The organism is Pontibacter diazotrophicus (assembly GCF_003367245.1).
In the GTDB taxonomy this organism is placed as follows: domain Bacteria; phylum Bacteroidota; class Bacteroidia; order Cytophagales; family Hymenobacteraceae; genus Pontibacter; species Pontibacter diazotrophicus.
The window spans coordinates 356,011-371,022 of sequence record NZ_QRGR01000004.1 but is presented as its reverse complement, the minus strand read 5'-3'; the positions used below and the strand labels follow the sequence as shown (position 1 = coordinate 371,022).

Genomic DNA, 15,012 nt, shown 5'->3' with positions numbered 1-15,012 from the left:
AAATCACAAGAATGTAGTTACAATAACTACATTCTTGTGATTACTCGAGCGCTTGTGAATAACAATTAAGCTGCCGAAGGGTTAAGCTAGGGTTACAGAACAAAAGGCTGATGCTAAAATGCTCGCAGCCCATTCGATTTTACTACCAGGCGTAATAAAAGAAAGTTTGCTATGAAAACAGAACTGAGCGGAAAATTGATCGTGATTACGGGTGGAAGCTCAGGAATAGGGGCGGCGGCAGCCAGAATGCTAAACAGTATGGGAGCTCAGGTGGTTATAACAGGACGCTCCGAAGCAACTAGGGAACTGGCAGCGGAGTTAGGCTGTGATTATTATCTCGTTGATTATGCCAGCTTTTCGGAGGTAAGGCATTTTGCGAAGACCTTGCTGGAGAAGTATCCCCGGATTGATGTGCTGGTGAACAATGTCGGGGGGATTATAGCCGATAGGCGTATCACAGCCGATGGCCATGAAATGACCTTGCAGGTAAACCACCTCTCAGGCTTTCTCCTGACCCAACTGCTGCAGGAGCGATTAGAGGCATCGAAGGCGGTGGTCATAAACACCTCCAGTGTTGGCAATACCATGGGGAAAATTGACTTTAATGATCTGGAAAGTGAGAAGGGATATAATAGTCTTCGTGCTTATGGAACAGCCAAACTGATGAACATTCTCCATGCTATGGAATTGAGCAAACGTTTTAAAGGCGTCAGTGCCGCATCGTTCCACCCCGGTGGTGTAGAAACTGGTTTTGCGCGTGAGGGTAGTGGTTTTATCAAATGGATTTATGAAACACCACTTAAACGCCTGTTTTTAATATCGCCGGAAAAGGGAGCAGACACATTAATCTGGCTCATCTCCAGCGAACCAGGCAAGGATTGGGAAGAAGGCGAATACTATTACAAGCGGAAACCCGGCAGAAAGAACGCGCAGGTGAAGCCTCATGTAGCGCAAAAACTTTGGGAAGCCTCGGAAGAGCTTATCACCCGCCAGCCAAAAGGTTCGTTAAGAACGCCGTGAAGGAAAACCATGTTAAAGTAAAAAATTAAAATGAAAGTATGAAAACAGCAGTCGTCATAGGAGCCACAGGTTTGGTAGGAACGCAGCTTGTTCATTTGCTACTGGCAGATGACAGATTCAATAAAGTCATTGTTTTTGGAAGACGTTCTTTGGGTATAGACAATGCTAAACTGGAAGAGCATCTCATCAATTTCGATACCCCGGACGCATGGCAGCACCTGGTAAAAGGAGACGTGTTTTTCTCAACATTAGGTACCACCCTCAAGCAGGCAGGAGGGCAAAACGCACAGTATAAAGTTGATTACCTGTATCAGTACCAGTTTGCCCGGGCGGCGGCACAGAATGAAATACCTGTCTATGTACTTGTATCTTCGCCATCTGCCAGTCCGGATTCAGTTATCTTTTACTCAAGAATGAAAGGAACACTGGAACGGGATGTTAAAAGGCTTGAATTTCCGAGTACTTATTTAATCCAGCCAGGTTTATTGTATGGCGACAGAAAGGAAGAGCGCACAGGAGAAAAGCTAGCCTATAAAGTTTTGAACTTCCTGAGTACTGTCGGCGTGGTAACCAAATACCGCCCGATTCATGGGAAAGTGGTGGCTCAGGCAATGATCAACGCAGGTGTTGCTGCTGCCCCTGGCGTACATACCAATACACTGGAAGGCGTATTTAATCTGGCAGGAGTAGAACACAGTTAATGCAGAAACTAGCCTCTGATACCTGATTCCCAATTACCAGCTCCATCCCGCTTTAACTGTTGCCTGTTCTGATGAAAAGGTCTGGCAGTTACCTCGTGGACCTTAGTTTCCGTTTTTAAAAGAATAAATTTAATATGTCAAAGATAAAAATAGATACAGCTTATTCCGTGCTGGAACTAGCCTCTGTTGCTGCTGGCTCTACACCCGGTGCTGCACTTAAAAACAGTTTAGAACTTGCCCGTAAAGCCGAGGAATTTGGTTATACCCGTTTCTGGCTCGCGGAGCATCACAATATGATCAGTATTGCCAGTTCAGCCACTTCGGTAATGATTAGCTACATTGCCAGCGGAACCGAAAAAATTAAAGTAGGTTCCGGAGGCATCATGCTGCCCAACCACTCCCCCTTGATTGTGGCCGAACAGTTTGGAACGCTGGGCTCGCTGTTTCCCGGCCGCATTGATATGGGATTGGGTAGAGCTCCCGGCACTGACCAGGTGACAGCGCACGCCATCCGCTCCGACAGGATGCAGTCGGTGTATAAATTCCCGGAAGAAGTAAGCCAGATTCAGCAATACTTTTCGCCTGATAACCGTGGTGCCCAGGTGCGGGCTACTGTTGCAGAAGGAGTGGAGGTGCCTGTTTATATTCTAGGGTCCAGCACCGACAGCGCCCATCTTGCGGCAGAAAAAGGATTGCCCTATGCATTTGCCAGCCATTTTGCCCCGGCGCAGTTATTTGAGGCGCTAACCATCTACTATAACAATTTCCAGCCATCCGAATACCTGCAGGAGCCTTATACCATCGCCTGTATCAACGTTATTGCGGCCGATACTGATCAGGAGGCAGAAAGAATCTCAACTTCTATGATCCGGATGATGCTGGGCGTGATGACGGGGCAAATGGATTACATGCAGCCACCGGTAGACATGACGCCCGAATTGCGCGAGCTATCAGAAAATCCTGCTTTCCAGCGCATGCTGAAGTATGTTTTTGTGGGCAGTAAGGAAACGGTGAAGAAGAAGACAGAGGCGTTTTTGCAGGAGACCGGGGTAAATGAGGTGATGGTGGTTTCGCATGTTTACGACCATGAAGACCGTGTAAAGTCTTACAGGGTTTTCTCTGAAATCATGCAGGAGATAAAAGGGGAAGAAGCATAGGTTAGCGGCAGCAATTTTTTGTTTCCCCTTATTCAAATCATATTAAACACAGAAACGATGACATTGAAGCAAATAATATTAAAGAAGCTTTACCCGCTTATCATGCGCTTGAGTAAATCTACGAGCGCGAAAGGAAAAGTTTTAAGCAATAAACAGGGTGTTCCTCCTGGAGTGCCATTTTACGGCTTAAAAACGACCCAAAACAATGGGCAGGTGCTGGACTTTAGCCAATTCAAAAACAAAAAGGTGCTCCTGGTAAACACAGCTTCTAATTGTGGCTATACCGGTCAGTATGAGGAGCTGCAGCAACTGCACGAACAGTTTCAGGATAACATCGTGATCATGGGTTTCCCGGCGAATGACTTCCGGGAACAGGAAAAGAGCAATGACACCGACATCGCCCAATTCTGCCAGGTAAACTACGGTGTTACCTTCCCCTTAACAAAGAAAAGCAGCGTCGTGAAAGGAAGTGAGCAGAACCCGGTGTACCACTGGCTGACCCATGCCGGGCAGAATGGCTGGAATGCCCACCAACCTGACTGGAACTTCAGCAAATACCTGGTTGATGAAAATGGGGACCTGACCCATTACTTTGGGCCGGCTGTTTCTCCCTTAAGCCCGGAAGTCGTGAACGCCTTGAAGTCATAAGCTGGCTTACTGGGGCTATCTGAAAAACAACCACAGCCTCCCGCTTGGTGAGCCTCAAATCAACCTCAACGGAAGCTTGTTTCTACGTCTGCCAAAACGTTAATTTTCTGATGAGGATGCAGCCCTGCTATCTTCCAGCAAGGTTATGCACTGTTGTGCGATTTCCAGTTCTTCGTTCGTAGGAATCAGCAGAATTTTTACACGAGAGCCTGGAGTATTGATTTCGCGTGGCCTTTTGGAACGCTCCTGGTTCTTTTCTATGTCGAGCTGGATGCCCAGGAAGTCCATGTCCTGGCACACATCCGCGCGTACAGTTGCATCATTTTCGCCCACTCCGGCTGTGAACACGATAGCATCCAAACCATTCAGCACGGCGGCATAAGCGCCAATGTACTTCTTTATCCGGTAGGCATACATGTCGTAGGCCAGTGCGGCCTCGTGGCTGCCTTCGTTCATTTCCTGGCTGATGTCGCGCATGTCGCTGTGGCCTGTCAGACCCAGCATGCCGCTTTGTTTATTCAGCAGTGTGCTCACCTGTTCCGGGCTGTATCCCAATTGGTTTATCAGGTGGAAAATAATGGAGGGGTCAATATCCCCGGAACGGGTGCCCATCACCAGGCCAGCCAGGGGGCCAAAACCCATGCTGGTGTCTATGGAGCGTCCGTTGGCAACGGCAGCCATGCTGCAGCCGTTGCCAAGGTGAATAGTTATAAGCTTTGCCTCCGGCTTTTGAAGGTATTGGGCTGCCTGCTCCGAAACATACTTGTGGCTGGTGCCATGGAAACCATAGGCGCGAATGCGTTGCTCCGTGTAAAAAGCGTTCGGAATGGCGTAGCGGAAGGCCTTTTCGGGCATGGTCTGATGAAAAGCAGTATCGAATACGGCTATCTGCCGGGCATTGGTAAATATCCTTTCGGCTACCTCGATGCCCAGGTAATTAGAGGGGTTGTGCAGGGGCGCCAGGGAAAAGAGCTTTTTTATTTCGGCCTTGACTGCGGGCGTTATAAAGGCGGTGGCGGCAAAAGCCTCGCCCCCGTGCACCACGCGGTGGCCGACTACATCAATCTCCTGCGGGTCCTGGATCATACCCACTTCAGGGGAAGCCAGCAGCTGCGTTACGGCCAGCAGGCCTGCCTCATGGTCGGGCAGGCTAAGGGTACGCTTTACTACTTTCTCTTCTTCCCCGGTTCCAGTCTGATGGGTGATGGCGGCATTATCTAAGCCGATGCGTTCTACCAGGCCGCTGCAAAGGGGCGTTTCGGAGGGCATACGGAACAACTGGTATTTAATGGAACTGCTTCCGGAATTGACGACAAATATGTTCATGGGTATAAGCTGATTTAGTAGCACCTGTGCTTTCGGGTGCATGGCAAGCCAGGGCGACAGCAGTCAGCCTTAGCTTGTAAAAAAAAAATTAGGACTGGCTCTGGATAGCTGTAATCACCACCGTGTTAAAGATATCCTCTACGGTACAGCCGCGGCTCAGGTCGTTTACCGGTTTGTTGAGCCCCTGCAGCATAGGCCCAATGGCCAAAGCACCGGTTTCGCGCTGCACCGCTTTGTAGGTGTTGTTTCCTGTGTTCAGATCCGGGAATATCAGTACACTGGCCCGCCCCGCTACCTCTGAGCCGGGCAGCTTTTGTTTGCCCACCAGCGGGTCTACGGCAGCATCGTACTGTATCGGGCCTTCCACCTTCAGGTCAGGCCTTTTCTGCTTTACTATCTCTGTGGCTTTGCGCACCTTCTCCACATCAATTCCCTCCCCGGAAGTGCCGGAAGAGTAGGAGAGCATGGCAACGCGGGGTTCAATGCCAAAGCGCTGGCTGCTCTCGGCAGAAGAAATGGCAATCTCGGCTAACTCATCGGCTGTGGGGTTTGGGTTAACGGCGCAATCCCCGAAAACCGATACCCTGTCGGGCAGGCACATGAAGAATACCGAAGAAACAACGGAAACCCCGGGCTTGGTTTTGATAAACTGCAGGGCAGGCCGGATGGTATGCATGGTGGTGTGCACGGCACCGGACACCATGCCGTCAGCATGCCCCTTGTACACCATCATGGTGCCGAAGTAGGAGACATCGGTCATCAGGTCGCGGGCCATTTCAAGCTGCACGTTCTTGTTCTTCCGCAATTCGTAGAATGTATTTACATATTCCGGGTAGAACTCTGACTCCGCCGGGTTGATGATGCGAATTCGGCTAAGGTCAAGGCCGATGTCAAGCCGCTTGACAGATGCCGTGATTTCACCGGCATCGCCCAGGAGCGTCAGGTCTACGATGTCCTGCTGGATCAGGCGCGCCGTTGCCCGCAGAATACGCTCGTCGTTGCCTTCCGGCAACACAATGTGCTGCTTCTTATTGCCCGCCCACTTCACCAGCTGATACTGGAACATATGCGGGGTGATACCTTCGGGTTTAAAGGTAACGATTTTTTCATCCAACGCTTTTACATCCACATGTTCCCTAAAAGCTTCAATAGCCAGCAGAATTTTTTCTGTGTTGTCGGGTGTAATCCTTGACTTAATGTTACCAATCATCGTGGCCGTATAGAAGGAGCCCTCTTTTACTGCGATGATCGGGACCACCGTCTCCAGTCCTTCCATCAGCCGGATAACCGGCTCCTCCGGTTCAAAGCCTCCGGTAAGTACGATGCCGGCAATCTTCGGGTAGTTAGCAGAGATGTTTGCCTGCAGGGCGGTCAGGATAATGTCTGCCCGGTCACCGGGTGTCACAATCAGCACGTTGTCCTTGATGTGGTTCAGGAAGTTTGGCACCTGCATGGCTCCCATGATAGAGTAGTGCGCCTGGTTGTAAAGCTGTTGCCCGCCAAACATCAGCTTCGCGCCCAGTATTTCCTGCACCTCTTTCATGGTCGGGCTTTTGAGGTTCCGATCTTCCGGAATGGCCGCATAAATCGTCTGGTCCTGTTGCTGCGACAGGTTAAAGGTATCGATCTCTTCAAGCTGTGCCGCCTGTACCTTATTGGCGATAACAGCGAGCACCTGCACGTCCCGCACCTGAAAGTTGCGTTTGATGGTGCGCATAGAGCTGATGAGGTGTTCGACTGTTTTGCCTTCGCCAGAGACCACTATAATGACCGGTGCACCCAGGTTTTTAGCTATCGTCACGTTAGCGTCGAACTGAAAGGCCGTGCCTTGCCCCAGGAAATCGCTTCCCTCAATAACGGTGAAGTCGTAGCTCTCCTCCAGCTTCTTATACTGACTGATGATTTTATCAATGATTTCGCCCTGCAAGCCAGCTTCTACCAGGCGCAGTGCCTCCTGCTGGGTATAGACAAAAGTATCTTCATAGCGTATGGGTAGGCCAAAATGGTTGATAACCGTCTCGATGTGCGCATCCTGCTCCACCTCGGGATCATAATTGATAATGGGTTTAAAGTAACCTATCTTCTGCGCCTTGCTCAGGAGCATGTGGACGAGGCCCAGCGCAACAATAGATTTCCCACTATAAGGTTCAGCAGTAGCAATAAATATATTTCTGGTCATTACTATAGTTAAAATGCAAAGTTATAGGTACGTTACTTTTTGATAGATGATAAAGGTCATGTTCCCCCATGATACTTCACAAAGGATGACGCAACTGTTCCCTGGCACCTGGCGTCTTTTTTTCTTTGCATATAAAAAGCTTTCGGGGTCAGCAATCGATTTAGCCTCAATACCTACCATAGAGTAAAAGCCGCTACACTGACTGGCGTAGACGATAATTGAGTTTCTGGCTCAGTCGGGTTACAAAACCAAGATCATTTTAAGACACAGGTTTGTAAACCTGCGCGAGTGAGATAGCCAGTAAAAGAGAGCCAGTAGAATAAAGCATATATCAGCCTAATTCTTTCCGTCTCCTGTAAAGGGAACAAACACCACGGGCATCAGGTTTTGGGTTATTGTTCTGCCATTTTTCTTTTCTATCAGCGTCAGCGTTTGCGTTCTGGACTGGGGGCCTACGGGAATGACCATTCTGCCGCCCTCTTTCAGTTGCTCCAGGAGGGGAGGAGGAACAGCTTCAGCACCGGCGGTTACAATGATGGCATCATAGGGAGCATGTGCCTCCCAGCCTTTATAGCCATCCCCGATTTTCACCTGCACGTTGTCGTAGCCCAGTTCTTTTAACTTTTCGGCTGCTGCTTTACCGTGTTCAGGAACAATTTCAATGGTGTATACCTCCTTCACAATTTCTGCCAGTACGGCCGCCTGGTAACCGGAGCCTGTGCCTATTTCCAGCACTTTCATTTGTGGGTTCGGCCTGATTACCTCCGTCATGTAGGCTACTATAAAAGGCTGTGAGATGGTTTGTTTGTGGCCAATAGGCAAAGGGTTATCCGCATACGCCTGGGAGGCTTGCTGCGGAGGAACAAACTTATGCCGCTCTACTTTGCGCATGGCATCCAACACCGCTTCGTCTTTGATGCCCCTTGCTTCAATGTTGCGCTGCACCATCCTTTCCCTTCTCTCCTTGTAAACATCCTCCTGGACTGGAAAGAAAAGCAGCATTAAAAAAAGCAGGGAAGAGACAGGGTATAACATAAAATCAGGATAATATAATGTATGACGGCATCATGAGAGAACAAAAGTATCCGCTGGCAGCGTGCAGGGTATCAGTATTTTATACCCTTATCTGTAGAGAAAGTTCTATTATATGCAGGCGACTTAAAAACAAGCCTGCAGGTAAAGGAAGCTATAATTCTACGCCGCAACGTATCCAAGAAGCGCAGGGCATGCGTACATAAGCAGCAGCCGGGGAACCCAAAAAATTGAAACATACAATGAAACCGGCTGTTTCAACCTAAAGCGCCTGCTCCCGCTTTGGAAGCCAAATGAAGAGGAGTGACAGGCGGAGCCTTAGTACCGGAAATGCGCTATGAAAAAGACTTGTACCCATCTTCTGCTTTTCTGTATCACCTCTCTGTGTTTGTTGTGGAGCTGCAACGGAGATTCAGAAGAAGAAGAAAAAGAAACTCAAACTTTTCCGGTGGTGGAGGCGACAAGGAGAAGCATCACGAATTACCAGACATTTCCGGCGCGCATCGAAGGCACTGAAAACGTAGAGATAAGGCCGAAGATTACAGGCTTTATAGAGACGATTTATGTAGACGAAGGGCAGCAGGTAGAAAAGGGGGAACGGCTTTTTAAACTGGAGGCACGTGCGCTGAGAGGGGAACTGGAAGCGGCCGCATCGGGAATAGAAGTGGCAGAGGCCAATGTGGCTGACGCAAACGTAGAGGTGCAGAAGCTCATCCCGCTGGTGGAGGAAGGCATCATCAGTGAGGTGCAGTTAACATCAGCAAGGGCACAGCTGAATGCCGCTGAATCGCAGCTGGCACAGGCAGAAGGAAACTACAACAGCGTCCGCGAAAACATCCGTTACCAGTTTGTGGAAACCTCCGTGGATGGTATTGTCGGCAGTATCCCTTACCGGCAGGGCACGCTGGTTGGCGCAGAAACGGAAACACCGCTCACCGTAGTTTCCGCTATCGACAGCGTGTACGTGTACTTCTCTATGAATGAAAAAGAGTACTTTTCTTTTCTGAGAGACACAGAAGGCAATTCACTAGCAGATAAAATAACCAACTTCCCTGAGGTGCTGCTCACTCTCGCCGACGGATCCGAATATGGGCAGAAAGGCCGCATACAGACTACCACCGGGCAGATAGACCCGGAAACAGGCACTATCTCGTTCCGCGCTATTTTCCCGAACCGTGAGCGGCTCCTCAACTCCGGCAACAGCGGCACCATTAAAATACCTCACCAATTGCAGGATGTGCTGCTGGTGCCGTCGCAGTCTACCTTCGAGGAGCAGGCACGTACCTACGTTTTCAAGCTGGCAGAAGGCGATACAGTTAAAAAGACAATGATAGAAGTGGAGACAGCGGTGGAGGACCTACTGGTGGTGCAGGAGGGGCTGGAGGAACAGGACAGGATTGTAGCAAAGGGCGTAAACCAGGTGCAGAACAACACCCGGATTGAACCCAGGCCTGTTCCTTTCGACAGTGTGGCGGGAAGCATAGAACAAGTATTCAGACAATGATAAAGACTTTCATCGACAGGCCGGTCCTTTCGACGGTCATGTCTGTTATTATATGTTTTCTGGGTGTGTTAGGCATCACCCTGCTTCCGGTGACGCTGTACCCTGAAATTGCACCACCCTCCGTGGAGGTGCGTACCCAATACACAGGGGCCAGTGCCGAAACCATACTCGAGAGTGTGATTATTCCGCTGGAAGAAGAAATAAACGGCGCCGAGGGGCTCGACTACATCACCTCCACGGCCAGCAACAGCGGCAGCGTGACCATCCGCTGCTTTTTCACCCAGGAAACAGACCCTGACTTTGCTGCCGTCGACATTCAGAACCGGATCAGCCGGGCCAACCCGCTGCTGCCGCCGGAAGTAATCCGCAGCGGCATCACCATTCAGAAACAGGAAACCAGCGCCCTTATGCGCGTCACCTACTACACCTCCAACGAGGAGGAGTTTAACGATGTGTATGTGCAGAATTACATGAACATCAACGTGATTACGCCCATGCTGCGCATCAATGGGGTAGCCGATGTGGTAGTATACGGCGACAAGGAGTATGCCATGCGCATCTGGCTGAAGCCGGACCAACTGGCCTCTTATAACCTGGTGCCCGAAGATGTGCTGCGCGCGCTGGATGAGCAAAGTGTAGAGGCCGCTCCCGGTGCGCTGGGCCAGAACGCCGGACGGCCTTTCGAGTATGTGCTGCAGTACCAGGGGCGGTTTAAAACGCAGGAGCAGTACGGCAACATCATTATCAGGTCGCTTGATAACAACCAGATTCTGCGCCTGAAGGATGTAGCCGATGTGCAGCTCGATGCCTTCACGTACAGCAGCCTGTCCATCCACAATGGTAAGCCCTCCATCAACACGGCTGTTTACCAGTTGCCGGGCTCCAATGCGCAGGAGGTAATACAGGAGGTAAGAGCGCTGCTGGAAGAGAAAAGCAAGGCTTTTCCGGAAGGTGTGGAGTACGAAATCCTCTATGACGTCAATGATTTCCTTTCAGCTTCCATCTCGTCCCTTGTCTGGACGCTGGTACAAACTTTCCTGCTGGTGTTCCTGGTCGTGTTCCTTTTCCTGCAGAGTTGGCGGGCTACCATAGTTCCGGCGGTGGCAGTGCCTGTTTCCATTGTCGGCAGCTTCTTTTTCCTGAACCTGTTCGGCTACTCCATTAACCTGCTCACGCTTTTCGCCCTGATCCTGGCCATTGGTATTGTAGTGGACGATGCCATTGTGGTGGTGGAGGCCGTGCAGGCAAAACTGGAAGAAGGCGAGAAGGATGTGCGAAAGGCAACGCTGGCGGCCATGAAAGAAATTACGTCCGCCATTATTTCCACCACGCTGGTGATGGCCGCGGTATTTGTGCCTGTTACTTTTCTGACCGGCTCTACCGGTATTTTCTACGAGCAGTTTGGTGTTACCTTAACCATCGCTATTGTTATTTCCTCTTTCAACGCCCTCACCTTAAGCCCTGCCCTTTGTGTGCTGGTGCTAAAGCCGAAAGAGGACTCGGAAAAGGAGCAGCCAGAGAAGAAGAACGCTTTCAAAAAGTTTTTTGGCAGGTTCAGGCGGGGTTTTAACAAACGTTTTGAGCAGCTGAACGAAAAATACGTGGGAGGGGTCACTTTCCTGGGAGGGAAGAAATGGGTGATTGGAGTGGCTGTTCTGGTATGTGCAGGTGGGGCTTACTGGCTGAACAGAACCCTGCCTGGCGGCTTTGTGCCCACGGAAGACCGTAATATCATTTTCTTTGACATGCAACTCCCTGCCGGAGCCTCGCTCGACCGCACGTATCAGGCAACGGAGGAGTTTTACCAGCAGGCGAAGGACATACCAGGCGTACGGGCGATTGCGCTGGTGTCGGGCAGCAGCTTTTTTGCAGGCGAAGGCGGGTCTTACGGGTTGGGTTTTGCCGCGCTGCACCCCCTGCAGGAAAGAGACGCAGACTCTGTGTCGATAGAGGCCATTACGGAGCAGTTGCAGCAGGCGGCGGCACCCATCAGCGATGCGCGGTTCGTGTTTTTCCAGCCCGGGCAGATTCCGGGCCTGGGCAGAACCAGTGGCTTTACCGTAGAACTGCTGAACACCGGCGATGTGAGCCTGCAGGAGCTGAATGAAGTAGCTAACAGCTATGTAGCCGCCCTGAACAGGAGCGACATCATTTCAGGTACCCAAAGCTCCTTCGATACAGGATTTCCGCAGTACCAGGTGAACCTTAATGTGCCCCGGATCAAAGCGGCAGGCTTGAACGTGGATGCTGTGTTAAGTGCCCTGCAGGGCTACATCGGCGGCATCTATGCGGCTGACTTCAGTAGGTTTGGCAAACAGTACCGGGTGTATGTGCAGTCGCTGCCCGAGTACCGGGAAGAGGAAGACGACCTGAACCGCATCTTTGTGAGAAACGACGAAGGGGAGATGGCGCCCGTCAGTGAGTTTGTAACGCTGGAGCGTATTTACGGGCCGCAGTCAGTGAGCCGTTTTAACCTCTATACCTCCGTGAGCATTACAGGTGATGCGGCAACGGGCTACAGTTCGGGCGATGCCCTGGAAGTGGTGGAAGCCGAAGCAGAAAAGCTCGGAGCCCTTTTCGACATTGACTTTTCGGGTATGACGCGGGAGCAGCTGGAATTTGAGGGGCAGCTGTCGCTCATTTTTATGCTGAGCCTGTTTATGGTGTTCTTCTTTCTTTCCGCCCAGTTTGAGAGTTATATTCTGCCGTTCTCTATCCTTCTTTCGCTGCCGCTGGGCGTGGCCGGTTCGTATTTTATCTCGTGGTTGTTCGGGCTCGAGAACAACGTATACTTCCAGATTTCGCTTATCATGCTGCTGGGTCTGCTTGCTAAAAACGCCATCCTGATTGTACAGTACGGCCAGATGCGCAGAAAGGAAAACTGCTCCATCAAAGAAGCGGGAACGGATGCTGCCCGCATTCGTTTGCGTCCCATTCTGATGACCGCCTTGTCTTTTGTTGTCGGTATTCTGCCGCTGGTGCTGGCTTCCGGTGTGGGCGAAAAAGGTAAAAACGCCATTGGTACAGGCGCGGCAGGCGGCTTGCTGGTGGGCACCTTGCTGGGTATTTTTGCTGTACCCGTTCTGTTTATGTTGTTCCAGCGCCTGCACGAGCATATTGCGGGAGGCCCAAAACAAAAAGAGGATGCGTAAAGCCAGCCCCACATACTGCCGCCGGTTTCTTTGGAAGCCCTGGATTCTCCTGTTGTTGGTCCCCCTGCTGCAATCCTGCCTCGTAGTGAAACCCTACGAGCGCCCGGAACTGGAACTGCAAAACCTCTACCGTAATTTTAACAACAACGACACCACCACGCTGGCCGCTATCCCCTGGCCGGAACTGTTCTCCGACCCGCACCTCCGGAACCTGATAGAAACAGGCCTGCAAAACAACCTGGAGCTTGCCACTGCTTACCAGAACATCCTGATTGCAGAAGCCGACTTCCGCCAGGGCAGAGCCGCTTTTCTTCCCAGCCTCGACATTAACGGCAACGCCAGCAGCTCCGAACTGGCCGAGAACAGCATCATGGGCAGGCAGTTCCGTGGAAATGACGATAATAACGGTCCTCCGCCGGGCCGGGTGCAGCAGTATGAGCTACTGGGAAACCTGTCGTGGGAAGCTGATATCTGGGGCCGCATCAGGAGCCTGAGAGAGGCGCGGGCGGCGGCACTGCAGCAAAACCAAGCTGCCTACCGCGCCGTGCAAACCCGGCTGGTGGCCAACATCGCCTCGGCTTACTACCGGCTGCTAGCACTGGATGCGCAACTCCGGATAGCGGAGCAGACCGTGGAGACAAGGCAGAACAGTTTAATTACCATTACGAAACTGCAACGGGCGGGCAATGAAACGGCACTGGCCATCAAGCAGCAGGAAGCCCAGATTTATACCGCCCGGATTCTGCAGGTAGACCTGAAGCAGCAGATTGCGCAGCTGGAGAACAGGGTGAGCACTTTGTTAGCTGTTCCCCCTGGGCCTGTGGCAAGAGGCAGTTTGCAGGAGCAGTTGCAAGAGGTGCCGATTGCCGCCGGTGTTCCTTCGCAGCTTCTCCGCAACCGGCCCGATGTGCTGGAGGCAGAGTACGCCCTCATTTCCGCCTTCGAGCTGACCAACGTAGCCAGGGCCGATTTTTACCCGCGGCTGGCCCTGTCTGCCGAAGCAGGTTTCCAGAGCCTGAACTTCAGCAGCTGGATTAGCAGCGCCTCGCTCTACAACAGCATTGCCGCCGGACTGACAGCTCCCATTTTCCGGAGGAGGCAGCTCCGCACGAATTATGAAATAAACCAGGCGCAACAGCAACAGGCGCTCCTGAATTTTGAGAGCACCCTACGGACAGCGGGCCGCGAGGTATCCGATGCACTGGTGACCTACCAGGCAGAAAGTGAAAAGTATGAACTGCGGGAGAAGCAGGTGGAGACGCTTACTACCGCCGAGGACTATGCCAACAAACTCCTCGTGAACGGCTATGCCAACTACCTGGAGGTGCTGCGGGCAACAGACGAGAAGCTGGCGGCGCAACTGGAACTGGTGAACACGCAGTACAACCAAATGGATGCCCTGGTCACTCTTTACCGTGCGCTTGGCGGTGGCTGGAGCAGGGAAGAGTAGTGTTTCATGACACAGGGGCTATTAATGAAAGCATAAACTAAAAACACCTTATTTACGATGCCGGAAGGGCCACAAATAATATTTCTGAAAGAACAGGCGGAGCAGTTTACAGGGCAGCTTGTGTTAGAACCGACCGGAAATGCGAAGGATATTCCTCTGAATGAAATAGCGGGACAAGCATTAACAGCTATAAAAACGCATGGAAAGGCGCTATTCTTCTGCTTTCCCCACGTCACCATTCGCATTCACCTAATGCTTTTTGGGAAGTATGCTATCAATGGTAAGTTAAACCGGGAACTTCGCCTGGGGCTTGCCTTTGAGACAGGAGAAATCAACTTCTACGCCTGCGATTGCCGCCTGATTCGGGGTTCTTTAGATGAGCTGTATGACTGGAGCACTGATGTGATGCACGTTTCTTTTGACCCGGATAAAGCCTTGGAAAAGCTGTACAGCAAGCCAAACAGACTCATCTGCGATGGCCTGCTCGACCAGGATATACTGGCAGGAGTGGGCAACGGCATCAAGAATGAAGTGCTGTTTCGCAGGCAGGTGCACCCGGAAAGCATAGTTGGTGAAATTCCTGAATTAGAACTCAGAAAGCTGCTTGCAGCCTGTGTTGCCTTCTGTTTTGAGTACCTGGACTGGAAGCGGGAGGGGGCAGAAGTGCAGCATTGGCAGGTGTACAGGCAGAAGCAGTGCCCCCGGGACCGCATCCCCTTGCGGAAAGAGAAAATCGGAAAGACGGGCAGGTCCTGTTACTTCTGTGACAAGTGCCAGAAACTGTATATTCCGGATAGTATAGGATAATTTAGTGAAAGAATGCCGTGGCAAACGCCCTAGCTT

General features: G+C 51.4%; 11 protein-coding genes. 8 read left to right on the top strand and 3 right to left on the bottom strand.

Annotated features, from left to right (window positions below; translation table 11 throughout):
* Positions 1–171 precede the first annotated feature (171 nt).
* The 4 genes from DXT99_RS05085 to DXT99_RS05070 all read left to right on the top strand — a co-directional run bounded on the left by DXT99_RS05085 (position 172) and on the right by DXT99_RS05070 (position 3,526).
* Complete coding sequence (locus DXT99_RS05085) at positions 172–1,020, top strand: SDR family NAD(P)-dependent oxidoreductase (protein ID WP_115564430.1); 849 nt, start codon at positions 172–174, stop codon at positions 1,018–1,020.
* A gap of 38 nt (positions 1,021–1,058) precedes the next feature.
* Positions 1,059–1,721, top strand: coding sequence for an NAD-dependent epimerase/dehydratase family protein (locus DXT99_RS05080; RefSeq protein ID WP_115564429.1), 663 nt, complete (start codon positions 1,059–1,061; stop codon positions 1,719–1,721).
* Between the two features lie 134 nt (positions 1,722–1,855).
* A complete protein-coding gene (locus DXT99_RS05075) occupies positions 1,856–2,878 on the top strand; it encodes an LLM class flavin-dependent oxidoreductase (RefSeq protein WP_115564428.1) in 1,023 nt (340 codons plus the stop codon).
* 57 nt (positions 2,879–2,935) lie between these two features.
* The gene (locus tag DXT99_RS05070; RefSeq protein WP_115564427.1) at positions 2,936–3,526 is read left to right on the top strand and encodes a glutathione peroxidase; all 591 of its coding nucleotides are present in this window, start codon (positions 2,936–2,938) and stop codon (positions 3,524–3,526) included.
* Positions 3,527–3,625: 99 nt separating this feature from the next.
* Here DXT99_RS05070 and DXT99_RS05065 read toward each other — a convergent pair whose 3' ends face one another.
* The 3 genes from DXT99_RS05065 to DXT99_RS05055 all read right to left on the bottom strand — a co-directional run bounded on the left by DXT99_RS05065 (position 3,626) and on the right by DXT99_RS05055 (position 8,066).
* On the bottom strand, positions 3,626–4,852 hold the full coding sequence (locus tag DXT99_RS05065; protein ID WP_115564426.1) for an acetate/propionate family kinase: 1,227 nt from the start codon (positions 4,850–4,852) through the stop codon (positions 3,626–3,628).
* 88 nt (positions 4,853–4,940) lie between these two features.
* Positions 4,941–7,031, bottom strand: a complete 2,091-nt coding sequence (gene pta, locus DXT99_RS05060; RefSeq protein ID WP_115564425.1) for a phosphate acetyltransferase — start codon at positions 7,029–7,031, stop codon at positions 4,941–4,943.
* Between the two features lie 336 nt (positions 7,032–7,367).
* Complete coding sequence (locus DXT99_RS05055) at positions 7,368–8,066, bottom strand: protein-L-isoaspartate(D-aspartate) O-methyltransferase (protein ID WP_115564424.1); 699 nt, start codon at positions 8,064–8,066, stop codon at positions 7,368–7,370.
* A gap of 334 nt (positions 8,067–8,400) precedes the next feature.
* On the opposite strand from DXT99_RS05055, the gene DXT99_RS05050 reads away from it, so the two are divergent.
* Genes DXT99_RS05050 through DXT99_RS05035 form a run of 4 tightly spaced genes read left to right on the top strand, consistent with a single transcriptional unit; the run spans position 8,401 to position 14,976 of the window.
* Positions 8,401–9,567 (top strand): efflux RND transporter periplasmic adaptor subunit, encoded by a 1,167-nt coding sequence (locus DXT99_RS05050; RefSeq protein WP_115564423.1) that lies wholly within the window; start codon positions 8,401–8,403, stop codon positions 9,565–9,567.
* Positions 9,564–12,719, top strand: a complete 3,156-nt coding sequence (locus tag DXT99_RS05045) for an efflux RND transporter permease subunit (RefSeq protein ID WP_115564422.1) — start codon at positions 9,564–9,566, stop codon at positions 12,717–12,719. The genes DXT99_RS05050 and DXT99_RS05045 overlap by 4 nt, the downstream gene beginning before the upstream one ends.
* Positions 12,712–14,169: an efflux transporter outer membrane subunit gene (locus tag DXT99_RS05040; RefSeq protein WP_115564421.1), complete on the top strand. Its 1,458-nt coding sequence runs from the start codon at positions 12,712–12,714 to the stop codon at positions 14,167–14,169. The genes DXT99_RS05045 and DXT99_RS05040 overlap by 8 nt, the downstream gene beginning before the upstream one ends.
* 57 nt (positions 14,170–14,226) lie before the next feature.
* Positions 14,227–14,976: an endonuclease gene (locus DXT99_RS05035; RefSeq protein ID WP_115564420.1), complete on the top strand. Its 750-nt coding sequence runs from the start codon at positions 14,227–14,229 to the stop codon at positions 14,974–14,976.
* Positions 14,977–15,012 lie beyond the last annotated feature (36 nt).